The sequence below is a fragment of the Bacillus safensis genome, from assembly GCF_039619585.1.
Lineage (GTDB): Bacteria > Bacillota > Bacilli > Bacillales > Bacillaceae > Bacillus > Bacillus safensis.
Genome location: NZ_CP154909.1, coordinates 2,802,399 through 2,824,399, shown reverse-complemented (window position 1 = coordinate 2,824,399; position 22,001 = coordinate 2,802,399). Strand labels below are relative to the sequence as shown.

The window sequence follows — 22,001 nt, the reverse complement described above, 5'->3', positions numbered from 1 at the left end:
TTTTAAGATCCAACCTGTATGATTATTTAATGATCTTTTCTTAAGGATGTTTTAAACATGAAGCTTACCTATACAAAATTGTCCACATTTCTTGTGTTTTTGTCTTTTTTATTTGTGATCTATATTTCATATATCTATGTATTTGATATTTTTAATGGTGCACGTGTAGAAAAGAATGAAAATGGTCAAACGGAAGTTGTTGACGTTGAATATCTTTCTTTAGCTTATTCGTCAGGGTTAAAAGAAGGAGATATTATTTTAAAAATAAACGGACAATCTAATTTAATTCAAGATCATATGATTAATGGTAAGCTTAGAAATGTACAAAGAATTGATATTCAAAGAGGAAACCAAATTATATCACTTAAAAATAAAACATTGATTGGTCGAGAAAGCTTATTTATCTATTTAATCCCTCTTCTTCTATATTCAATATGCTTATTCTGTATCTTTTTTATTATTAAAATCAACAAAGAGCCGCAACGAAAATCTGCATTTTTATTAATTTTATTCTTATTGTCAATTTGTGTTGGATATCTGAGTGCAGGTACTTCAGGAATTGGTGATAGATTTAGCCATTATGTTCTCTTATTGTGTTTATCGAGTGTATCCATCTTATATATTCATTTTATCTATCAATACTTCAAAGAATTTGATGTGCACTTAACGAACCCAAAACTAATCAGATGCTTATACTTGATACCTATTTTTAATCTTGCAGTACATAGTGGAGTTTCGGTGTCATCTGAATTGAGAAAATATGTTCCAAGCATCAGTTTGCTGTTTTTTTTCGGAACAGTTTTAGTAGCACTTTATTTAATAGTCAGAGGGATGAAGAGATATAAAAAAACAGCACATGGTTCAGTTTTAAAGTTTTTTGCTATTATAAATGTTTTGTCGTTCAGTCCATTTATTTTATTTTTCGTTATTCCCTATGTATTTTTTGATAAGTATTTGATTAATCCTTTTATCCTGACATCTATCGTTTTGTTAATTCCTTTTTCACTCGTGTACCAATTTATGACGAACAAACTTTACAATATGGATTTTCTAATTAGTAGACTGAGATACTATGGCTTTCTAGCCATCACACCAACCATTTTCGTTGTAGTCACGTTTTACATTTTGCAGAAACCAGAAGATTTGAAGTACACATTGAAGCTCGCATTAATCACTTATACTCTCATGCTGGCTGTTTTTTATTTCAAAGAAATTCTAGATTTCCGTTTTCGTCTGAAGCGTTTTTCAGAGAAGCATAATTACCAGGACAGTGTGTTTAAATTCACGCAGCTCATTCGTGAGGCGTCATCACTTCACCAAGTGTTATACCATTTGAAATACACCATTTTAGAAGTGCTTGTTGTTAATAAAGCCTTTGTACTTGAGGTGAAGGCTGATGGGCAAATTGTTGAAATTGATGAGTCAACAGGAGATAGCGAGCTATGGAAAGAGTATGTGGATCAATTTCAAGATATATTAGATGAAGTCGGGAAAATCATTGCGCTTGATAAAGGGTTCATGATGAAAATTGGTGAGCGGGGCGGTCACTCTTTTGTGATTTGCTGTTTATCTAATTTACGGACACCGAAATTGTCGCGCGATGAGATTTCTTGGCTGAAAACATTGGCCTTTTATACAAGTGTCAGTTTGGAAAATGTCGTTAAAATCGAAGAATTGATGGAGCACCTTGACGATTTGAAACAGCGTGAGGCCAATCCTGCCTGGCTGAAGAAAATCATGTTTGCTATGGAAGAAAAGCAGCGTTCAGATTTAGCGAGAGATCTTCATGATTCCGTGCTGCAGGACTTGATATCACTAAAAAGGCAGTCGGAGATGTTTTTAACGAATTTCCAAAACAACCAATGCCCGACATCTATTGAAAATTCGCTTATCTCATGGAATGATCAAATGTCCAAAGTGATTCAAACGACGAGAGAAACGTGTCATGAGCTTCGGCCGCAGCTGCTGTATGATTTAGGTTTAGTAAAGGCGATATCGAAGCTGACTTCTCAAATCCAGGAGGAAGCACCGTTTCATATTAGGCTGAATACGACACGCTTTGATAAAGAATTGGACATTGATATTGATTCACAGCTGAATATTTACCGAATTGTTCAGGAGCTGTTATCCAACGCCCTGAAGCACTCAAAAGCCACTCAAGTGTTAGTGATGCTGATTTGTATTAAAGATCAGGTTGTTCTTCACTATGAGGATGATGGAGTCGGTTTTGATGCCAGTCATCTTGATCAGCATACAATGAGCATGGGTCTGTCGGGAATTAGAGAACGAGTGAAAGCGTTAAATGGAAAGCTTCAAATTCACACAGCCCCGGAAAAAGGGCTCAAGGTGAAAATTGAAATGGAATTGTAACGATTTATTAAGGATTAAGACTTGGCATCAGCCAAGTCTTTTATATAAAATGGAAGTGAGTGATTTAAAGGGAGGAAGACATGAAGAAGATATTGGTCATTGATGATCATCCGGCTGTCATGGAAGGGACAAAAAGCATATTAGAATCAGACCAGCAGCTATCAGTCGATTGTTTAAGTCCTGATGCAGAAGCCGCCTTTTTAAAGACGCATGACTTTTCCATCTATGATGTGATTTTAATGGATTTAAATCTCGGGGATATCAATGGAATGGACATTGCGAAACAAATTTTAGAAACCAACCATCAAGTGAAAATTATCATTTATACAGGGTATGAAGTAGATGATTATTTTGAAGAGGCTATTCGGGCTGGATTACACGGTGCAATTAGTAAAACAGAGACGAAAGACAAAATTATTGAATACATACACCGCACATTGCAAGGGGAAGTTGTCATTCAGCTGTCCTATTTAAAGAAATTAATTTCACAGCAGCAAGAAAAGCCAGAACAGGCGCAGCAGACTGATCACGAGCTCTTAACCGAACGGGAGTGTTTGATCCTTAGAGAAGTGGAAAAAGGATACACGAACCAGGAGATTGCCGATGTGCTTCATTTGAGCAAACGGTCAATTGAGTACAGTTTGACATCCATCTTTAATAAACTGAATGTTGGATCTCGTACAGAAGCGGTGTTAATTGCCAAGTCTGAAAGTGTGCTGTAAACGTGTGAAGGGAGAGGGCCTTAATGGATGTGAGCGGATCAAATACACTGCTTGAGGCACTAGGCATTGAGATTGTAGAGTGCAATAAATCACGATGCGTTGCAACAATGCCAGTCGATCACAGAACAAAACAGCCATTTGGACTGCTGCACGGGGGAGCATCTGCTGCTCTAGCAGAAACAGTGGCGAGCATGGGGGCTGCTGCTCATTTGGACTTAACGCAGCAAGTTTGCTCAGGTATTGAAATCAATGCCAATCATTTAAAATCTGTACGCGATGGAGTGGTGACAGCGACAGCTGTTCCAGTACATGTAGGACGGCGTACAATGGTATTTCAAATCGATATAAAAGATGATCGAGACCGGCACATTTGTACGTCAAGATGCACACTTGCTGTCATTGATCGCATATAAAAAAGCTCCCGGTGCAGCGGAAGCTTTTTTTGTATGCTGTTGCGCGATAAAAAAAGAATGGCCCAACATGGCAGGCCATTCTTTTTTACTTTTTATAAATAAGAATCTTCTTTTCGCTTAATCACAAAGTTACGGAAACCGCCATAATCATCTTGGACACTGCGCTTGTCGAGCTTAACACCAGTATTGTACGCGGCTCTTCCGATCAAGTGCGCGCCGACTGGTGCTGTCAGGAAGATGAATACGATCCCGAGAAGGATTTTTGCAGAAATAACGCCTGCAAGAAACCATTCGTGAAAAAACACACCTACTAAAATCAGAACAACGCCAAGGGTCGATGCTTTTGATGCAGCATGCATACGTGTGTAAACATCCGGCAGGCGAAGGACACCAATGGCTGAAATCAAACAGAGGATAGCGCCTAGCAGGATAAAGAAAATCACGATGGCTTTAGCGATGACGATCATTTTCAATCACTTCCCCTTTCTCAAGGAATTTGGAAAAAGCGACAGTACCGATAAAGGCAAGGATGCCGAGCAGTAAAATAATCTCAAAGAATGCAGTGGTTTTCAGTAAAATTGAAACGATGGCTGTCATCCCAATTAAATTGATTCCTATCGCATCAAGTGCACTCACGCGATCAGGAATAGAGGGACCTTTGATCACTCGTATCACAAAAAGCAAAGTAGACAGCGCAAGAATGCCAAGTGACATTTGCAAAATGAGTTCCATTACTTACCGCTCACCTCCTGAATCGCTTTTTCAAATGAAACCCGGATATCGTGAATGGCTTTTTCAGCATCTTCAATATCCATCGCATGAATGTATAAAATGGACCGATCATCGGAAATATCAATCACTAGTGTACCTGGTGTCAATGTAATCATATTTGCCAGTATGGTGATTTCCCAATCTGTTTTCAAGTCCGTACGAAAGGCGAAAATACCGGGCTTAATCGTGAGCTTTGGAGATAATACGGTCTTTAATACACTTAAATTGGCAAGAAGCAGCTCGCGAATAAAAATGATGATCAGCTTGAAAATCGCATAAAGGGCATAGCCGTAAAAACGCTGCGGGAAAAATCGACGCAGCATAAAAATGGCGATCATCCCTAATGCAAAACCTGATACAAAGTCTGCGGCTCTGTATGTATCATTCATAAACATCCATGTAAAGGCGAGGAGTGCGTTTAGTAATATTTGAAAGGCCATGTTCATCTACTCCTTCAGCACAGCTTGAATATATTTTTCTGGTGTAGAAAGCATTTCCGCTGCTTGATTGATATAAGGGGCAATGAACTCTGTCCCTAACCCAATGGCAAGCGATAAGACGACAAGCAGTACGCCAGGGTACACCATTCCTTTAATTGACGGCTTTCTTCTTCGCATATCCTGTTCCTCGCCCCAAAATGCGGACATGAAAATCTTCATAATAGAGTAGAGGACAAGAAGACTGGACAGTAAGACCAGGATAGAAAACGTCATGTGTCCAGCAGAAAATCCACCTTCCACAATTTTTAGTTTTCCAACAAAGCCGCTCAGCGGCGGAATTCCTGCAAGCGATAAAGCCGATATGAAGAACATCCATCCTAATAGAGGCTGGGATTGAATCAGTCCGCCCATTTTTTTCAGTTGATTTGTACCAGCATACACAAAGAGGGCACCTGCCAGCATAAATAAAGCCCCTTTGATCACCATGTCGTGAATGAGATAATAAATGGCCCCTTGGAGTGATGCAGGTGTGTTGGCTGCAAATCCAAACAAAATGACCCCAACAGCTGTGACAATGTTATAAATCACGATCTTCTGCACATCAGAATAGGCGATCGAGCCTATCACACCGAATATCACCGTCAGTGCGGCAAGCCACGCCATGAGTGTATGGGTGAAGCCTGTATCGTGTATAAAAATTAATGTAAAGACTCTTGCAATCGCATATAAGCCAACCTTTGTCAGCAAAGCCCCAAATAGAGCTGAAATCGCTGCTGGCGGCGCATGATACGATCCTGGCAGCCAGAAATAAAGCGGGAAGATCCCAGCTTTTAAGCCGAATACAATGAGGAACAGGATGGAAATAACAGTGATTAATCCTGTTTGCCCTGATTCAGCTATTTTCACACTTAAATCAGCCATATTGAGCGTACCCGTCACTGCATATAAACAGGCGACTCCGACAATAAATAATGCCGACGAGATGATATTAAACACAATATATTTGAGTGATTCACGAAGCTGAGGCTTTGATCCGCCTAATACAATAAGCATATAAGATGCCATCAGCAGTAATTCAAAGAATACAAACAGGTTGAAAATATCTCCCGTTAAAAAGGCTCCGCTCACGCCAGCTAACAAAAACTGTACGCCAGAATAATAGAAGAGCCGCTCTCTTTCTTTCCCAATCGTTTGAAAGGAGAAGAGGACTGTCACAAGCCCGACAACGGAAGCGGTCAGCACAAGGAGTGCAGCAAATTGATCGGCCACAAGGGCAATCCCAAATGGCGCTTTCCAGCCGCCCAAATAAAGGGTTTGTATCCCATTTGTGAAAATCGTTTGAACCAAATATGCATTACATATAATGGCTGAAAGAGATGCCAAGACACTAAAGACTCTTGACAGCATGATGTTTTTATTCATAAAGATCAACAGTGTAGCAGCTAGTAATGGAATTAATATAGGCAGGATCACGAGATTATTCATGCTGATCATTTCCTCTCATTTGATCCATGTCATCTGTTCGCAGCTCTTGGAAGGCACGGAAGGCCATGACAAGTAATAAGGATGTCACACCAAAAGCAATGACAATGGCTGTTAAAATTAATGCTTGTGGCAATGGATCCACATAGGATGTGAGCCCCTCTTTTAGAACGGGAGGCGCTCCTTTTTTTAAACCGCCCATTGTTAAAAGAAGCAAGTGGACGCCGTGACTCAAAACAGCAGTACCGACGATGACCCGCAGAAGGCTCTTTGACAGCATCAAATAGGTCGCCGCCATAAAAATAATTCCGACGATAATAGACATTAGAAATTCCATTATTCCTTCTCTCCAATCATTTGAATAATGGTCATGGTGACACCGACAACAACCAAATACACACCGATATCAAACAGGACAGCTGTCGCCAGTTCTGTTTTCCCTAAAAACGGTAATTGAAAATAATCAAATGCATGGGATAGAAAAGGTGCACCGAATAGAAAGGATCCCATACCTGTCAGGATCGCAACGAGCAAACCGGCTCCAGTTACATAAATAAAGTCAAATGGCAAAATGCGTCTTACTGTCTTCAGATCATAGGCTAAAAGTAGAAGAACGACAGCCGCAGCACTCATCAGGCCGCCAATGAATCCGCCGCCAGGATTGTTATGTCCCGCAAGAAATAGGTGAAGGGAGAAAAGCAAGATGATGAATGCTGTGATTTTTGTTGTGACTTGCAAAAGCATATCATTCGTATCAATCTTTCTCATCGCCGCACACCTCTCTTCCGTTTTGCCTGCGTTTTTAATAACCCATAAATACCAAGTGCCGCAATGGCGAGCACGGTAATTTCAAAAAGGGTATCAAAGCCCCTGAAATCTACTAGAATGACATTGACAATATTGTCACCGCCAGCAAGTTTGTAGCTGTTTTCAATAAAGTAAGTTGAGATGGTGTCAAGTGACTGCTGACTTGTGGAAGCGAAAGCTAGACAAGTGACAACAACCCCAACGCCTAATGAAATGATGAAATTGGTCATTTTGAATCTTCTTGTTTTTTGCTTTAAGCTCAGCTTCGGCAAATGATAGAAGCAAAGCAAAAACAGTGCGACAGAAATCGTTTCAATAATCAGCTGCGTCAGCGCAAGGTCAGGTGCTCTGAAAATCACGAAGAATAATGACAGCGTGTAGCCCATGACACCTAGTGCAATAATAGCTGTTAATCGTGAACTTGCGAATACTGTGGCAATCGTCGCCGCCACCATCACAAGTGAAAGAATCACCTCATACGTGCCAATTGAGGCAGCCTGATCAGTTTGAAATGAAAAGGCCTGCTGATAAAACATCACGCCGCCAATAACGATAATCATGAACCCAAACACATAGACAAGATAGTCACGAAGAAAACCAGTCATATAACTGTTTGTCAGGCGGTATGAACCTTTTTCTAAACCGATAAGAGAGCGGTCGTATAAAGCGTTAAATGACCACTTTTCCTTAAAGATGTTGTACATTGGACGCCATTTTGCAAGCGTCAAGTAGCCGATTGTGCCGAGTACAACAACACCTATTGTCATATAGAGTTCTGGCTGGAAGCCATGCCATGCTTCAATTTTCACAGAAAAACGGCTTCCTGTTTCAATCGCTTCAGGAATGATCGCCGCAATTGCAGGTTCAATGACAGAATAGGCAAGAATATTAGGGAAAAAGAAGAAGGTGACCACAAGTGCAGCTAGAATGATGGGCGGAATGAGCATGCCGATCGGTGCTTCATGCGGTTTTTTCTCCAATTGGTCTATATTCAGACGGCCTCTAAAAGTTTTAAAGAGGAGCATCATACTATAAATGAACGTAAAGACACTAGCGAGCCAAGCGAGTGCTGGGAAGATGGCACCCCATGTTGAAACGTCCGTAAAGCTGATATCGGAAATCCGTATCATACTTGTGAAAAATAGCTCTTTACTTAAGAAACCGTTAAATGGCGGTAATCCGGCCATTGAAAATGTACCGATTAACGTAATGGTGAAGGTAATCGGCATGATCGTCATTAATCCGCCTAATTTCCGAATGTCACGAGTTCCTGTTTCATGATCGATAATACCAGCTGCCATAAAGAGACTGCCTTTAAACGTAGCATGGTTAATGAGGTGAAAAATAGCTGCAAGAACCGCTGCACCAAAAAAGGCAGGATTGTTTTCATGAATCGCAGCTGCGCCGACACCAAGCATGAGCATAATCATGCCGAGCTGACTCACTGTCGAATAGGCCAGAATGGCTTTCAAATCGTTTTGCCGGACGGCGTGGAATGATCCCCAGAATAATGTGACAAGTCCCACGATGGAAATGGTCCAGAACCATACCTCTGATATAGCAAAGATTGGACTGAAGCGGGCAACAAGATAAATACCGGCTTTCACCATCGTAGCAGAATGCAGATAACTGCTCACAGGGGTCGGTGCTTCCATTGCATCAGGCAGCCAGATATAGAATGGGAACTGCGCTGATTTCGTAAAGGCACCTAGTAAGATTAGGATCATGGCAGGGATAAAGTAAGGTGATGCCATAATGAGCTGAAGCTGATTCACTGCTTCACGAATACTGAATGAATCAGTAATCAGGTAAATGAGGATGAAGCCGCCAAGCATAGCTAATCCGCCAAAAACAGTAATAAGCAGTGATTTTGTTGCTCCATACCTAGAGCGGTCCCGCTTATACCAATACCCAATTAAGAGGAAGGAAGAGATACTCGTTAACTCCCAAAACAAGTATAGAACGACCATGTTGTCAGAAAGAACGACACCCAGCATCGCGGTCATAAACATGAGCAAATACGTGTAGAAAGAGCCAAGCTGTTCTTTTTCCTTTGATAAGTAGAAAATACTGTACAGCACCACTAGTGAGCCGATACCTGTAATTAATAAAGCAAATAACAGGCTGAGACCATCGACATACACAGTGAAATTCATCCCTAAAGATGGAATCCATTCAGCCTGTGAGAAAAGCGTTCGTCCATTCGAAGTGATGTGTAACATTTGGATGAAATAGGTAAATAAAAGAATCGGCAAGATGAGAACAAACCATCCTGTATGTATACGTCTCACATATTTGTAAAGGAAAGGTACAACAAAAGCGAGTAAAAAAGGTGATAGGATGGCGAAGTGAATAAGCTGCAAGAAAATGAACCTCCTTTGATCAATATAAATTCACGTTCTAAAGAACTGGTAATTAAAATTATAGCGTAAATACAGCCATAGTGCATTGGTTTGAAACGATTTCAAGCAAACTGTATTTGTTTTAGGTTCTTTTGACCACAAAATAATTTTATCAAAAATGATACTCATTGTATATTGTTTTGTTTTTCGTACATGCTTTTCTTAAAGGAGCTGATCAAATGAAACGAAAGATCGCCATCAGCTTAAGCCTATTCTGCACGATTTTAGGAGGAGCATTCTTGATCGACCGAAATGATCAAAAAAGGTGGCAGGCCGGGAGTGAATGGCCGCTGTTTTCTGAGCATCTTCTTCACATGAGCTATCAAGAAACCAAGCTGTATCCTTTTCAGCCCAGGGAATATTTACGAATTGTATTAGCTGATGAATAAGATCCTATAGGAGAAAAGAAATATAAAAAAAGCATGGGTCCATGTGAGAGCCCATGCTTTTTATGTGTGAATGTTTAACTAAACATTCTGAGTAAGATCGTTGCACAGATGACTGTTGCTGCTCCGCCAAGTCGTGTAGATACTTGTGCGAAAGGCATAAGACCCATTCTTCCAGAAGCTGAAAGAATGGCAACGTCACCAGTACCGCCAAGTCCGCTGTGACAGCCAGTGACAATAGCTGATTCTACTGGATACATGTTCATTAGTTTTCCAACGAAGTAACCAGAACCAACCATTGCGAGTACAACAGCGATACATACGCATACGAATGGAATGGAGATGACAGTTGCTACATCATCAAGTGGAATGTACAGAATACCAAGACCAACCATTAGCGGCCATGTAAAGCTTCTTGATACAAACTTGTAGAACTGCTGTGAGCCATTTTGAAGATGCTGAGGCATCACGTTTAAGTATTTGATTAAAGCGGCAAGAACAATCATCAAGATTGGACCTGGAATATGAACAAAGCTTTCTAACAAACCACCAAAGATGAAGGTTGTACAAGCAACGAGTACACCAGCACCCATTAACCCGAAATCAACTTTTGCATCCAGATCTGGCTGTTCAAATATTTCGTTTGCTTCTTTTGATTTCACAAGACGGCCATTTCCGTTTAGTTCAGGACGTTTCTCACCAAGCTTCTTCATTGCGCCAGCACAGATAATGGCAATGACGTTCCCAATGACAGCTGCAGGAATTAATTGAGAAATTAATGACTCTGCTGACACATCAAGAATTTGTGAATAAGCGATAGATAATGGCAAAATCCCTTCACCAACACCACCGGCAATAATCGGTACAATAATAAAGAAGAATGAATGATGCGGTGTGTAACCAACTAAAAGGCCAACAAGGATACCAGCACTCACAGCTGCAATTGTACCTGCAACTAGAGGAACAAACATACGAATAAGGCCTTGTACTAAAACAGTTCGCTGCATCCCAAGAATACTACCTACTACAAGAGCAGAAATATAGAAGTAAAGGAAGTTCGACGTTTTCATAAGAGACGTAACCGCTTCCAATGAGTTCGGATTCAGAACATTAAAAAAGACCAGGAACGATGGTACGAATAAAGAAAGAATCGCCGGTCCACCAATATCTTTTAAGATTGGAATACGTTGTCCTACATCTCCAAGGAAAATCCCCAAAATCATAATAACAGCGAAACCACCAAGCATATTTGCTGGAATTTTATTAAAATAAGCGGCAGTTAAAATAATCGCTGCAAGTACTAAATACACAGGTAGATCAATAACACCAATTTTCCAAGACATGATCTTACGGAAAACGCTTTTATTATTGTCAGAATCGTCTGTAATCGATTTCAATTGTTGTGCATTAGCCACATAAACACCCCCAAATGCTATTTGTCTCAATTGTAGAAGATTCAATGACACTCTTCTATTTATTAAACTAAAATAAGTGTAATAAAAGTAAAATAAACAGGGGTTTTTGAGTTTTTTATCATACAAAAATCCCCTGAAGGTAGTTTGTCCTTCAGGGGATTGATCATACATCGTATTTATCGTTTTCCTTTTAGATAAGGCGTACCAAGTGCTTTCGGTGCATCGGCACGTCCGATGAAGCCAGTAAGTGCTAAAATGGTGAGCACATATGGTGCTATGAGCATATACACATTCGGTATATCTTGGAACAGCGGCAGGAGAGAGCCAATGATGCTTAAACTTTGAGCAAATCCAAAGAATAAAGCGGCGCCCATTGCGCCAAATGGATGCCATTTACCGAATACAAGCGCAGCTAGTGCGATGAAGCCTTGTCCAGTAATGGTGGCATGTGAGAAATCAAGCGCGATCGTTGAGGCATAAACAGCTCCGCCAAGACCGCCAAACAGTCCACTAATGAAAACAGCGATATAACGCATCCGATACACTTTGATACCCATTGTATCAGCTGCCATTGGGTGCTCTCCGACTGCACGAAGACGAAGACCAAACGGCATTTTAAATAAAACAAACCAAGCAACAACCGCAAGAGCTAAGGCGAGTATAGACGTATAATAAACATCTTTAAAGAAAATATCACCAATGATCGGAATGTCACTTAAAAGGGGGATATCTCCTTTATAGAAAGGCTCTGTAATTTTATCAGTTTGTGCTTTCCCATAAATCAGTTTGACGACAAACAATGTTGCGCCAAGTGCCAGCATGTTAATCGCCACACCACTGACCGTTTGATCAGCTCGGAAGGTAATGGTCGCCACTGCATGAATCAGTGAGAACAAACCGCCAACGGCCATTCCGACGAGAAGCCCAAGCCACGGGGTCAAGGCTCCAAACGTATCAGCAAAAAATAAGTTAAAGATAATACTGGAAAATGCTCCGACGACCATCAACCCTTCAAGACCGATATTGACAACACCTGATCTTTCTGAAAAGACGCCTCCAAGAGCGGTTAAAATAAGTGGTGCAGCATAAACAAGTGTAGCTGGGACGATGATTTCAAGTATTTGCAGAAATCCCACTTATTTTCCCCCCTTTTTCTTCATTTGTTGAATCACAAGACGGATAATATAGCTTGAGGCGACGAAAAGAATGATGATCGCAATGACAATATCAACAACCTCAGTCGGTACGCCTGATTCAAGCGGCATATTTAATGCACCGACCTTCAATCCACCAAGCAATAATGCAGCAAGGACAACACCAACAGCCGTATTTCCACCTAATAAAGCGACGGCAATTCCATCAAAACCTACGCCTGTGAAGGCATCTTTTATTGAAGCATATTCGAAGGTTCCTAATCCCTCCATTGCCCCTGCTAAACCTGCAAAAGCACCAGAAATTAGCATTGAATATATAATATTTTTTCTCACATTCATTCCTGCATAATGGGAGGCGTGTTGATTCATACCAACAGCTCGCAATTCAAAACCTTTAGAAGTTTTTTGAATAATGATCCACATAATAACGGCAGATATAATGGCTACAATAATGCCGTTATGCATGCTTGAAAAATCCGTTATTTTTTCAAAGAAGTCAGAGTGCAAAGAGGCTGTGGATTTGATATTATCTGTTTTATCTTTATGATCTGTAAGAACATTTGTAATAATAAAATTTGTCACATGAAGGGCAATATAGTTCATCATAATGGTGACAATTACTTCATGAACATAAAAACGAGCTTTTAAAAAACCAGGAATAAAGCCCCATAATGCACCAGCAGCAGCTGCGGTGATGAGTGCAAGCGGCAGATGAATATATAGAGGTGCATGGACAGTTGTTCCAATCCATACAGCAGCTACCCAGCCAACAAGCATTTGACCTTCTACACCGATATTAAACAGGCCTGTCCGAAATGCAAAGGCAACAGCAAGACCTGATAATATATAAGGTGTCACTTGCCTGATGGTTTCTCCCATATAATAAGTTTCACCGAAAACGCCATTCCAAAGGGCGCTATAGCCTTCGATGACACTATAACCGCTTGCCAGCATAATAATGGCCCCAACCAAAAGACCAAGTACAATGGCTATAAGCGGAATCAGCAGATTTGTTAAGCGATTAGACATTTGCTTCTTTCCCCACTTCCTGTTGCGTACTTCCAGCCATTAATAGACCAAGCTCTTGCTCTGTTGTTTCTTTTGGATCAACAATGGCGACAATGCTGCCTTCGAAAATAACAGCGATCTTATCACTGACATTGATAATTTCATCAAGCTCAAAGGAGATGAGCAAAACAGCTTTACCTGTGTCTCTTTGCTCAATTAGACGTTTATGAACAAATTCAATCGCACCAACATCAAGTCCTCGTGTCGGCTGAGCGGCAATTAATAAATCAGGATTGCGGTCAACTTCACGGCCGATAATGGCTTTTTGCTGGTTACCGCCTGACAGAGCGCGCGCTTCTGTATATTCACTCGGTGTTCTGACGTCATATTCCGCAATGATTCGTTTTGCTTTTTGATAAATATTTTTCATATTCAATAAGCCGAATTTTGAATAAGGACGCTGATAATACGTTTGTAAGGAAATGTTTTCTCCAATTGAAAAATCGAGTACAAGTCCATGTTTATGACGATCCTGAGGAATATGTCCAATCCCAGATTCGGTCACTTTACGAGGCGGGAGATTTTGAATGGCTTTCCCGTTTAGCATGATTGTGCCAGATTCTGATTTTTTTAGACCGGTAATGGCTTCAATTAATTCAGACTGGCCATTGCCATCTACCCCAGCAATTCCGACAATTTCGCCAGCCTTCACTGAGAGGTTCAACTGTTTGACCGCTTCAATTCCTCTGGCGTCTTTTACTGTGAGGTCTTGAATTTGAAGAACTTCCTCAGCTGGAGAAGCAGCTTTTTTATCTGTTTTAAATGACACTTCACGGCCAACCATGAGGCTTGCAAGTTCGTCTTTATTGGTGCTTGCCACATCAAGTGTACGAATGCCTTGGCCTTTTCGGATAATGGTCACGCGATGACAGGCATCCATAATTTCTTTCAGCTTATGGGTGATTAAAATAATGGATTTGCCTTCATTGATTAAGTTTTTCATAATTTGTATGAGTTCTTTGATTTCTTGAGGTGTTAAAACGGCCGTTGGTTCGTCGAAGATCAAAATGTCAGCGCCGCGGTAAAGTGTTTTTAAGATTTCTGCACGCTGCTGCATGCCGACAGAGATGTCAGATACTTTTGCGGCAGGATCTATTTTCAAACCATAGCGGTCAGAAAGCTCTTGTACTTGCTGTATGGCTTGTTCTTTGTCAATCTTTCCAAACTTCTTGGGCTCTTTACCTAAAATGATGTTTTCAGCGACAGTGAAGGTATCGACCAGCATAAAGTGCTGATGCACCATTCCGATGCCTAAATCACTAGCATCATTTGGACTAGAGATGGTCACAGGTTTTCCGTGTACCTTGATTTCACCTTTTTCAGGCTGGTACAGTCCGAAAAGCACGTTCATGAGCGTTGATTTTCCAGCGCCGTTTTCACCAAGCAGCGCATGAATTTCGCCCTTTTTTAGCTGCAGCGTAATGTTGTCGTTTGCTACAATGCCAGGGAATTCTTTGCGTATATTCAACATTTCAATGACATAATCCACAGGTTTAACCGCTCCTTTTTTAGGGTGCTGATGAAGATAAAAACTAGCAAAAGAAAAGCTGCAAAACGAGGCTGCAGCTTTTCTTTTACCACCTTTTACAAATAAAGAGGAGGTAAAGGAGAGGCAAGGGGATAAGGTGCGCTTATCCCGCTGCTCAAATTAAGCTTTAAAATCTTTTAGTTCATCAAGTGTTGCAGGGATTTTCACTTCTCCCTTGATGATTTTTTGTTTCCATTCTTCAATTTTCTTTAATACATCTTTATTAAGGTTGTCCTGAGATGGAGAGATGTCAACGCCGCCTTCTTTCAGACCGTATGTGATCACTTCACCGCCAGGGAATTTACCTTCTTTTGCTTTCGTTGTTAAGTCTTGTACTGCTGTGTCAACTTTCTTAATCATAGAGGTAAGGGTGACACTTTGTTTTGTTCCAGATACTTTTCCTTCGTCATACTGATCTTTATCAACACCGATGACCCAGACATTTCGATTTGGATCTGCCTTTTTTAAATTAGTTGCTTCTGTGAAGACGCCATTTCCAGTGCCCCCAGCAGCATGATAGATGATGTCGACGCCGGATTTGTACATACTTTCAGCTGTTGCTTTTCCGATGTCAGCCTTATCGAATGCTCCAGCATATTTGACTTCAACTTTTGCTTTCGGATTAGTTGCTTCAACGCCTGCGCGGAAACCAACTTCGAATTTTCTGACTAATTCAGAATCAACTCCGCCAACAAAACCAATTTTGTTCGATTTTGTTGTAAGAGCAGCCGCAACACCCACAAGGAATGATCCTTCGTTTTCGTTAAACATAATGCTTGCTACATTGTCTTTTTTCACGACTGCATCAACGATCGCAAAGTGGTTTTTGTTACGTTGATCGGCTATTTTTGAAATGGCGCTCTCCATTTTATAACCGATACCATAAATGAGGTTAAATTTTTGCCTAACAAGTGTATTTAAATTTGTTGGATAATCCGCATCGGTTTTGGACAGTAGATAATCAAAGCCGTTTTTACCTTTTTTTAGATTGTTGTCTTTCCCAAATGCTTGTAAACCTTCCCAAGCTGATTGGTTAAACGATTTGTCATCGACACCACCGACATCAGTTACCATTGCAACAGTGAATTGATCTTTATCTTTTTTGCTTTCACCGCTGTTTGAGCCAGAGTTGCCGCATGCTCCAAGGATGGTTCCTGCTGCTACGACTAAGGACAATGCTAGTCCAATTTTCCGCTTCTTCAAAACATAACCCCCTATAAAATTTAAAAGTTTCAGAAAAGTCTCGCGAAAAAAGACCGTTCTATCTCTTCTCACCCTTCTGAAGAGGGTATTTTATCCTGCTTTCTCATGAAACTTATGGAGGGCAGGAGAGAAGATGTAAGACATCAGACTTATATCTCGTTGAACTAATCAATCATAATTTATCATTTCCGATCGAATAAATAAATAGAAATTTGTTTTATTTTTAAAAAAATGTTAAATGGCTTTATTTGATGTCTTTTTATCTGCTGAAATATGATATAATGCCGCTTTTGTGATGTGCTCCGCTACAGCAGAACTACTGATATCAAGGGGTTTGTTACATCGTATGCCATAAAAAAACATCTGGCCTTTGTGAAAGGTCAGATGTAGTATTTTAAAGATATTGCTGAATCAAATTCATATTGCTCGTGTTCAGTTTATATTGGAAAACAGGACGTCCAATTGTCCCATATGCCATTTCAACATCCACCACTTCGATATCCTCAAGGAACTTCAAGTATTTTCTAATGGAGACTTGAGAGATTTCTGTATGATTGGCTAGGTCTTCAGTTGTGAAAGCCTGCTGGCCAAATGATTGAATGCTTGTCCAGATGAGTTTAAGTGTGCTTTTGGTCAGTCCTTTTGGCAAGAGGACTTTTTCCGCCTCTGCTTTTTTATGAAAAAGCTTCGCATCTAAATCATTTTGCGAAATGCTGTTCATGGATTGATACAGGGCGTGTTTCCGTTTGTACTCTGCCAGTGCTGATTGGAATCGTTCGAACTCAAAAGGCTTAATTAAATAATCAACTGCTCCGTTTCGCATCGTTTGCTGTACAACATCGACTTCATTTGCAGCCGAAATGACAATGACATCAACGGCATGATTTTGCTGGCGAATTTCTGTTAGTAATGCCAGTCCATTTTGACCAGGCATATAAATATCGAGCAGGACGAGGTGTATGACTTCTGTTTTTAACACTTCAAGTGCCTGCTGAAAGGAGGTGGCAATCCCCTTTAACTCAAAACCGTCGATTTGGGTCAGGTAGCGTTTGTTCAGCTCCCCAACCATTGGATCATCTTCTACTATTAACACATTAATCATGTGAATCCTCCTTTTGTTTATATGGAATGCGGAGACTAAAGGTCGTTCCTTCTCCTTTTTCACTCGTGACAATCATATGTCCGTTCAATTTCTTGATGCTTTGGTCAACGAAGTAGAGTCCGAACCCTCGGTCTTCTCCTTTAGTTGAAAAGCCTTGATCAAACATGATGTCTTGTTCTTCTTTCGTGAGACCAACACCTGTGTCCGTGATTTCAATGTGAAGCTGCTCATGGACGTATCTGAAGGAGATCGAGATGTTTTTCGTGTCAGTATGTGAAACAGCATCGAGTGCGTTATTTAACAAGTTGCCAATCACGGTAATGAGATCATGCGTCACTGCCGGGTCCTCCGTATTTGGCACTTGTGTGCTGCAAATAACCTCCAAGGCAGCGCCTTGTTCCCTGATATAGCTTTGTTTTCCTAGTAAAAATCCTGCTAAAACAGAGTTTTTCACATGGTTGATGATTTCATTTGTTTCCGTTTGCTGATAGATCGCAATATCTTTGATATAGGTGCCAAGATCATCGTAGTTTTTGAGCTGAACCAATCCTAAAATGACATGCAGCTTGTTCATAAATTCATGTGACTGGGCACGGAGCGCATTCGCATACATTTTGACCCCGCTAAGCTGTTCAGCCAGATGTTTCACTTCTGTTTTGTCACGGAAGGTGGCGATGGCTCCGACAATTTCACCTTTTACCGTAATTGGCACTTCATTAAAGACGAGCTCCAGTCCATTCATTCTCACGTCACGATCAAGCAGCGGCTTGCGTGTTTCAATGACCTGTTTTAAGCCGCTTGAAGGGAGGAGAGTTTGAACATCTTGTTCTCTAGGATCAACCATAATGCCCATATTATGAAAGAGCCGTTTTGCCTCTGCATTGGCCAGTTTGATTTTACCGTGCTGATCGACGGCAAGAATCCCTTCTTTTGTTGATTCTAGCATGGCGCTTCGTTCTTTTAACAATGTGGCGATCTCATCCGGCTCAAGTCCAAACATAATCTTCTTCACTTTTCTTGCCACAATGAGTGCTCCAATGATGCCAGATAGAAGGCTGAGTGATGTGACGAAGTAGAGTGGAAGTAAGCTTTGATGAATAATCAAGTCAATTTCCTTTAACGTAATCCCGACGGCCACAGCCCCAAGCTGCTTTCCATTTTGATCATAAACAGGAACAAAAGCACGCATGGATCTGCCGAGTGTTCCAGAAGCCGTACTTATATGTTCTTTCCCCTGTAATGCTGCTTTTTCATCACCGCCGGCAAACCGCTTTCCAATCTTCTGCGGATTCGGGTGTGTTTTGCGGATACCGTTCATATCCATGACGACAACGAATTCGGTTTTGGTGATTTGCTGAACACTTGTTGTATATTTTCGTAATGCGGAATATGAATGATTTTCTAATGATTGTGCGGTGATCGGTGCCTCTGCGACCATTTTGGCAGTAGAGAGAGCAATGTCACGTTCCTGCTGATGGATGTTCTTGGCTGTTTCCGACCATATCGTAAAGAATGTGATACAAAGGGAGATCAGGACAACGATGCACACAAAGATCGTCAGCCGTGTTTGCAGTCTTAAAGTTTTTTTCACGAGTATACCCCTAACGCACGATTTTTTTCGTAACAGTAATACTTTAACGGGAAAATGTAAGTTTGTGAAGGAATGTACGTGCAAAATCATAAATTTGATTTTGCTGTCAGTTTACTTTGAAAGCATCTTGTCAATCCGTTTTAAGTGAGCCATAATAAATGTGAGCTTATGAGAAAGGATCTATTTATGAAAAATACATATTTGACTGGATATTTTCCGCTGATTTCAATTTTACTATTCAGCTCTGCTTTTTCGATTTTCACAGTAGGTATCACGACTGATTTCTTGACTCAAGCAGGTATTTTAAAAGGAATGCTGGAATTTTTCTCTGAACAGGGCATTCGTCTTGCTCTCTTTGCTGCTTTTGCACTTGTTTATTTTATGATCTTATCTGCCTTAAAACTGATTGCAGATACGGTATTAGAGCTGGCGCTGCTCTTTTTCGCTAAGGACCCTGAAGGGGAGAACTTAAAGAAAATTCGGATTGCATCCGTTGTTTATTTATTTGCCAGCTTGCTAGCATTTCTGTTGACGCAGCAGCTCATTCTGCTTGTTGGACTTTTTGCATTAGCAAGTCTTGTCTATTTTATCTGGGTTGTGGTTCGCATTTATCAATCGCTTTCTATGCTGAATTTGATTGGGTTTATGATGTTTATTCTGCTGTTTTGGGCGACGTTTTTGATCGGTATTTTGTACTTATTTATTAAGCTTTATAACAGTGTGATGGCAAGTCTGCCTTCATAAGCAGACAAAGAAAGCATCCTCCAATGATGAGGATGCTTTTTTTATGAAAGAAACCGCTTTTGAATATCGGGTGTAGGCATCATACAAGATGTTTTTTGACCAAACCATTTATAGCGATTTTTTGCCATCAGCTGATAAAACCAATCACGGATTGGGCGAGGTATGGCAAGGAGTAAAAAGCTCCATCTGTAGATTCCTTTTAAATGCCGCGCGGCTTTTAAGATGCCTGTCGATTTCGTATAAAGGGTCCCTTTTTCGATATAAATGAATGAATTGAACTCATCTAAAGGCAAACCGTTTTCCTTTAAAATACGCTGCCCTGTATCTGATTGTAATGAAGCGAACATCATCCGTTCATTCGGATCGCGCTTAATCACAAACTGAACAGCGCCGCTGCACACGTTGCAGACACCGTCAAATAAAATTAAATGGGGTGGATGTGTTGAATGCATCGCAATCAAACCTCCTGTTTATCTGGCGTATTGCATCGTATTTTTCCAAATACGTAAGTGCGGGCTTGAATTGTAAATCGATTCGACCGTTCCTCTATCTCTTCCGACCCAGACACCCATTGTGTACTGATCTGTCAGTCCCACAAACCAAATATCTTTGTAGTCATTGGATGTCCCTGTTTTACCACCGATGTAAGGGGCATTGAAATTCGCTTTTTTCCCTGTCCCACTTTTCACAACGGAGGTAAGCAGCTTACGCATCGTTTCATTTGTACGCTGAGAATATACTTGCTTTGGCGACTCTTTCCACTTGTAAAGGGTCTTACCGTTTAAGTCTGTCACTTTTGTGATCGAATGACTTTGTGTGTAGGCTCCTTGGTTGCCAAAGACGGTATATGCATCTGTTATTTCTAGCGGTGAGAAGCCTTTCGTAAATCCGCCAAGTGCAGAAGGAAGGCGGTAATCATCCGCTACAATATGCTCAAATGAGAACTTCTCTAAATAGCTGAAGCCTTTTTTGACACCTACTGTATCCAGCATTCGGATCGCAGGGGTATTGTAAGAATGTTTAAAGGCTGTTTCAAGTGTGACTGTTCCATACGTTTTATGATTATAGTTCTGAGGACAGTATCCGCTGCTGCAAAACTTGCCGGCACTGATGGTGCTTGAAGCCGTTGCGCCGGTTTGATCAATATAAGGTGCATAGTCTAAAAGCGGTTTAATTGCAGAACCAGGCTGTCTTTGCGCTTGATAAGCGTAGTTAAAATCAAATTTCTTATAGTTTTTCCCGCCAGCAAGTGCAACAATTTGATGCGTTTCATGATTAATGACGGCTGATCCGCCTTCCACACCTTGGTAAGGCAATTGAGCATTGAGCTGATAGACGGCTCTTTGCTGTAAGGAAGGATCAAGCGCCGTATAAATTTTCACACCATCCTGGAGCAGGGCACTGACCTTTTCAGATAATTCCTTTTGAATCGCCTTTTTCGCTTCAGTTGTTTTGGCTTTCTTCAATCGTTTTGTAAAGCCCTCCTGATCAGACACAAGATCGGTAAACTCTTCATTGGCATATGTCACATAGTCAGGGTATAGGTTTTTCTTTTCACTTAAAGAAAGGCTGATTTTTTCTTTGACGGCTTTTTTGTATTGCTTTTTGGTGATGACGCCATCTTTCTTCAAAATACCAAGCAGTCGTTCTTGGCGTTTCTTTGTGTGCTTGAACTGCTTTAATGGGTCATACAGTGTTGGGTTGTTTGGAATAGCAGAGATAAATGCCATTTGTGCAAGTGTTAAAGAACTAAGCGGCTTATCAAAATAGTAATTAGCCGCAGAACCGACACCGTAAACACCATTACTGAAATAAATCGTATTTAAATAGCTTTCGAGAATTTCATCCTTCGAGAATTTCCGCTCAAGTTCATAGGAATAGAGCAGCTCTGTAAACTTTCGGCTGAATGAACGTTCATGGCTTAAATATAAGTTGCGGGACAGCTGCTGTGTGATCGTACTCGCTCCTTGGCTGATGCCATGGTTTTTGACGTTTGCAGCAAGGGCACGAACAACCCCCATAAAGTCAATTCCCTTATGGTCATAAAAGTTGCGGTCCTCTGAACGAAGGAACAGCTCCTTCACAGGTTCAGGGATTTTATCGTATTTCACGAACACCCGGTTCTCATCATTTGAGACGATCTCGGAGATAAGAGAACCATCCCGGTCATACATATAACTGTTTTGGGAAAAATCTATCTTTTCCAGCTTGATTTTTTGATCAAGCACTTCGTTAACAGGCTTTACACTTGCAGCTTCTTCCTTTGATAGATAAAAAGTCAGAACAAATAATGGGATGAGGGCAGCAAGTAATAACCAACCAATAATTGCACGAAACATGAGGTCACTCACTTTCTTCAATTTTCTAGCCATATCGTACCATTCTTTTGCGAATACGAGAAGG

The 22,001-nt window shown here is 40.8% G+C and carries 21 protein-coding genes; 5 read left to right on the top strand and 16 right to left on the bottom strand.

Features of this window, described 5'->3' with window-relative positions; genetic code table 11:
* Positions 1 to 57: 57 nt before the first annotated feature.
* The 3 genes from AAYR28_RS14595 (at position 58) to AAYR28_RS14585 (ending at position 3,505) form a co-directional block, all read left to right on the top strand.
* Complete coding sequence (locus AAYR28_RS14595; protein WP_120207602.1) at positions 58 to 2,370, top strand: ATP-binding protein; 2,313 nt, start codon at positions 58 to 60, stop codon at positions 2,368 to 2,370.
* 80 nt (positions 2,371 to 2,450) lie between these two features.
* On the top strand, positions 2,451 to 3,092 hold the full coding sequence (locus tag AAYR28_RS14590) for a response regulator transcription factor (RefSeq protein ID WP_034282566.1): 642 nt from the start codon (positions 2,451 to 2,453) through the stop codon (positions 3,090 to 3,092).
* Between the two features lie 23 nt (positions 3,093 to 3,115).
* Entirely contained in the window at positions 3,116 to 3,505 is a 390-nt protein-coding gene (locus tag AAYR28_RS14585; RefSeq protein ID WP_024423321.1) for a hotdog fold thioesterase, read from the top strand.
* A gap of 92 nt (positions 3,506 to 3,597) precedes the next feature.
* On the opposite strand, the gene mnhG is transcribed toward AAYR28_RS14585, so the two are convergent.
* Genes mnhG through AAYR28_RS14550 form a run of 7 tightly spaced genes read right to left on the bottom strand, consistent with a single transcriptional unit; the run spans position 3,598 to position 9,368 of the window.
* Positions 3,598 to 3,972 (bottom strand): monovalent cation/H(+) antiporter subunit G, encoded by a 375-nt coding sequence (gene mnhG, locus AAYR28_RS14580; protein WP_024423320.1) that lies wholly within the window; start codon positions 3,970 to 3,972, stop codon positions 3,598 to 3,600.
* Positions 3,956 to 4,237 (bottom strand): Na(+)/H(+) antiporter subunit F1, encoded by a 282-nt coding sequence (locus AAYR28_RS14575; RefSeq protein ID WP_024425942.1) that lies wholly within the window; start codon positions 4,235 to 4,237, stop codon positions 3,956 to 3,958. Before AAYR28_RS14575 ends, mnhG begins: the two co-directional genes overlap by 17 nt.
* Positions 4,237 to 4,716, bottom strand: coding sequence for a Na+/H+ antiporter subunit E (locus tag AAYR28_RS14570; protein WP_024425941.1), 480 nt, complete (start codon positions 4,714 to 4,716; stop codon positions 4,237 to 4,239). The genes AAYR28_RS14575 and AAYR28_RS14570 overlap by 1 nt, the downstream gene beginning before the upstream one ends.
* 6 nt (positions 4,717 to 4,722) lie before the next feature.
* Positions 4,723 to 6,201: a Na+/H+ antiporter subunit D gene (locus AAYR28_RS14565; RefSeq protein WP_024425940.1), complete on the bottom strand. Its 1,479-nt coding sequence runs from the start codon at positions 6,199 to 6,201 to the stop codon at positions 4,723 to 4,725.
* Positions 6,194 to 6,535 (bottom strand): Na(+)/H(+) antiporter subunit C, encoded by a 342-nt coding sequence (locus tag AAYR28_RS14560; RefSeq protein ID WP_024423316.1) that lies wholly within the window; start codon positions 6,533 to 6,535, stop codon positions 6,194 to 6,196. Before AAYR28_RS14560 ends, AAYR28_RS14565 begins: the two co-directional genes overlap by 8 nt.
* Complete coding sequence (locus tag AAYR28_RS14555) at positions 6,535 to 6,966, bottom strand: Na(+)/H(+) antiporter subunit B (RefSeq protein WP_024423315.1); 432 nt, start codon at positions 6,964 to 6,966, stop codon at positions 6,535 to 6,537. Before AAYR28_RS14555 ends, AAYR28_RS14560 begins: the two co-directional genes overlap by 1 nt.
* Entirely contained in the window at positions 6,963 to 9,368 is a 2,406-nt protein-coding gene (locus AAYR28_RS14550) for a Na+/H+ antiporter subunit A (RefSeq protein WP_254001428.1), read from the bottom strand. Before AAYR28_RS14550 ends, AAYR28_RS14555 begins: the two co-directional genes overlap by 4 nt.
* Before the next feature lie 218 nt (positions 9,369 to 9,586).
* Here AAYR28_RS14550 and AAYR28_RS14545 point away from each other — a divergent pair, with 218 nt between their 5' ends.
* A complete protein-coding gene (locus AAYR28_RS14545; RefSeq protein ID WP_024423313.1) occupies positions 9,587 to 9,796 on the top strand; it encodes a hypothetical protein in 210 nt (69 codons plus the stop codon).
* Positions 9,797 to 9,870: 74 nt separating this feature from the next.
* Here the strand turns inward: AAYR28_RS14545 and AAYR28_RS14540 are convergent, their stop codons facing one another.
* From AAYR28_RS14540 to malK, 7 genes are all read right to left on the bottom strand, one after another.
* Entirely contained in the window at positions 9,871 to 11,208 is a 1,338-nt protein-coding gene (locus AAYR28_RS14540) for a 2-hydroxycarboxylate transporter family protein (RefSeq protein ID WP_046313348.1), read from the bottom strand.
* A gap of 176 nt (positions 11,209 to 11,384) precedes the next feature.
* Complete coding sequence (locus tag AAYR28_RS14535; protein WP_024423311.1) at positions 11,385 to 12,344, bottom strand: ABC transporter permease; 960 nt, start codon at positions 12,342 to 12,344, stop codon at positions 11,385 to 11,387.
* Positions 12,345 to 13,391 carry an ABC transporter permease gene (locus tag AAYR28_RS14530; RefSeq protein WP_061110016.1) on the bottom strand — a complete coding sequence of 349 codons (1,047 nt, stop codon included), beginning with the start codon at positions 13,389 to 13,391 and terminating at the stop codon, positions 12,345 to 12,347. It lies immediately after the preceding gene.
* Positions 13,384 to 14,919, bottom strand: a complete 1,536-nt coding sequence (locus AAYR28_RS14525) for an ABC transporter ATP-binding protein (protein WP_046313354.1) — start codon at positions 14,917 to 14,919, stop codon at positions 13,384 to 13,386. The genes AAYR28_RS14530 and AAYR28_RS14525 overlap by 8 nt, the downstream gene beginning before the upstream one ends.
* A gap of 159 nt (positions 14,920 to 15,078) precedes the next feature.
* Positions 15,079 to 16,161, bottom strand: a complete 1,083-nt coding sequence (locus tag AAYR28_RS14520; protein ID WP_345808865.1) for a BMP family protein — start codon at positions 16,159 to 16,161, stop codon at positions 15,079 to 15,081.
* A gap of 394 nt (positions 16,162 to 16,555) precedes the next feature.
* Entirely contained in the window at positions 16,556 to 17,263 is a 708-nt protein-coding gene (locus AAYR28_RS14515) for a response regulator (RefSeq protein ID WP_024423307.1), read from the bottom strand.
* The gene (gene malK, locus AAYR28_RS14510) at positions 17,256 to 18,854 is read right to left on the bottom strand and encodes a malate sensor histidine kinase MalK (RefSeq protein ID WP_024425933.1); all 1,599 of its coding nucleotides are present in this window, start codon (positions 18,852 to 18,854) and stop codon (positions 17,256 to 17,258) included. The genes AAYR28_RS14515 and malK overlap by 8 nt, the downstream gene beginning before the upstream one ends.
* Positions 18,855 to 19,040: 186 nt before the next feature.
* On the opposite strand from malK, the gene AAYR28_RS14505 reads away from it, so the two are divergent.
* The gene (locus AAYR28_RS14505; protein ID WP_024423305.1) at positions 19,041 to 19,598 is read left to right on the top strand and encodes a YufK family protein; all 558 of its coding nucleotides are present in this window, start codon (positions 19,041 to 19,043) and stop codon (positions 19,596 to 19,598) included.
* A gap of 41 nt (positions 19,599 to 19,639) precedes the next feature.
* On the opposite strand, the gene AAYR28_RS14500 is transcribed toward AAYR28_RS14505, so the two are convergent.
* Together AAYR28_RS14500 and AAYR28_RS14495 are read right to left on the bottom strand one after the other, a co-directional pair.
* A complete protein-coding gene (locus tag AAYR28_RS14500) occupies positions 19,640 to 20,050 on the bottom strand; it encodes a thiol-disulfide oxidoreductase DCC family protein (RefSeq protein ID WP_024425932.1) in 411 nt (136 codons plus the stop codon).
* An 18-nt stretch (positions 20,051 to 20,068) separates the two neighbouring features.
* Positions 20,069 to 21,970, bottom strand: a complete 1,902-nt coding sequence (locus AAYR28_RS14495; RefSeq protein WP_046313357.1) for a transglycosylase domain-containing protein — start codon at positions 21,968 to 21,970, stop codon at positions 20,069 to 20,071.
* Positions 21,971 to 22,001 lie beyond the last annotated feature (31 nt).

Excerpts from the sequence above, each read along its gene's own strand:
- AAYR28_RS14595 (WP_120207602.1), top strand. The coding sequence starts at position 58 with ATGAAGCTTACCTATACAAAATTGTCCACATTTCTTGTGTTTTTGTCT.
- AAYR28_RS14590 (WP_034282566.1), top strand. The coding sequence starts at position 2,451 with ATGAAGAAGATATTGGTCATTGATGATCATCCGGCTGTCATGGAAGGG.
- AAYR28_RS14585 (WP_024423321.1), top strand. The coding sequence starts at position 3,116 with ATGGATGTGAGCGGATCAAATACACTGCTTGAGGCACTAGGCATTGAG.
- mnhG (WP_024423320.1), bottom strand. The coding sequence starts at position 3,972 with ATGATCGTCATCGCTAAAGCCATCGTGATTTTCTTTATCCTGCTAGGC.
- AAYR28_RS14575 (WP_024425942.1), bottom strand. The coding sequence starts at position 4,237 with ATGGAACTCATTTTGCAAATGTCACTTGGCATTCTTGCGCTGTCTACT.
- AAYR28_RS14570 (WP_024425941.1), bottom strand. The coding sequence starts at position 4,716 with ATGGCCTTTCAAATATTACTAAACGCACTCCTCGCCTTTACATGGATG.
- AAYR28_RS14565 (WP_024425940.1), bottom strand. The coding sequence starts at position 6,201 with ATGAATAATCTCGTGATCCTGCCTATATTAATTCCATTACTAGCTGCT.
- AAYR28_RS14560 (WP_024423316.1), bottom strand. The coding sequence starts at position 6,535 with ATGGAATTTCTAATGTCTATTATCGTCGGAATTATTTTTATGGCGGCG.
- AAYR28_RS14555 (WP_024423315.1), bottom strand. The coding sequence starts at position 6,966 with ATGAGAAAGATTGATACGAATGATATGCTTTTGCAAGTCACAACAAAA.
- AAYR28_RS14545 (WP_024423313.1), top strand. The coding sequence starts at position 9,587 with ATGAAACGAAAGATCGCCATCAGCTTAAGCCTATTCTGCACGATTTTA.
- AAYR28_RS14530 (WP_061110016.1), bottom strand. The coding sequence starts at position 13,391 with ATGTCTAATCGCTTAACAAATCTGCTGATTCCGCTTATAGCCATTGTA.
- AAYR28_RS14515 (WP_024423307.1), bottom strand. The coding sequence starts at position 17,263 with ATGATTAATGTGTTAATAGTAGAAGATGATCCAATGGTTGGGGAGCTG.
- AAYR28_RS14505 (WP_024423305.1), top strand. The coding sequence starts at position 19,041 with ATGAAAAATACATATTTGACTGGATATTTTCCGCTGATTTCAATTTTA.
- AAYR28_RS14500 (WP_024425932.1), bottom strand. The coding sequence starts at position 20,050 with ATGCATTCAACACATCCACCCCATTTAATTTTATTTGACGGTGTCTGC.
- AAYR28_RS14495 (WP_046313357.1), bottom strand. The coding sequence starts at position 21,970 with ATGGCTAGAAAATTGAAGAAAGTGAGTGACCTCATGTTTCGTGCAATT.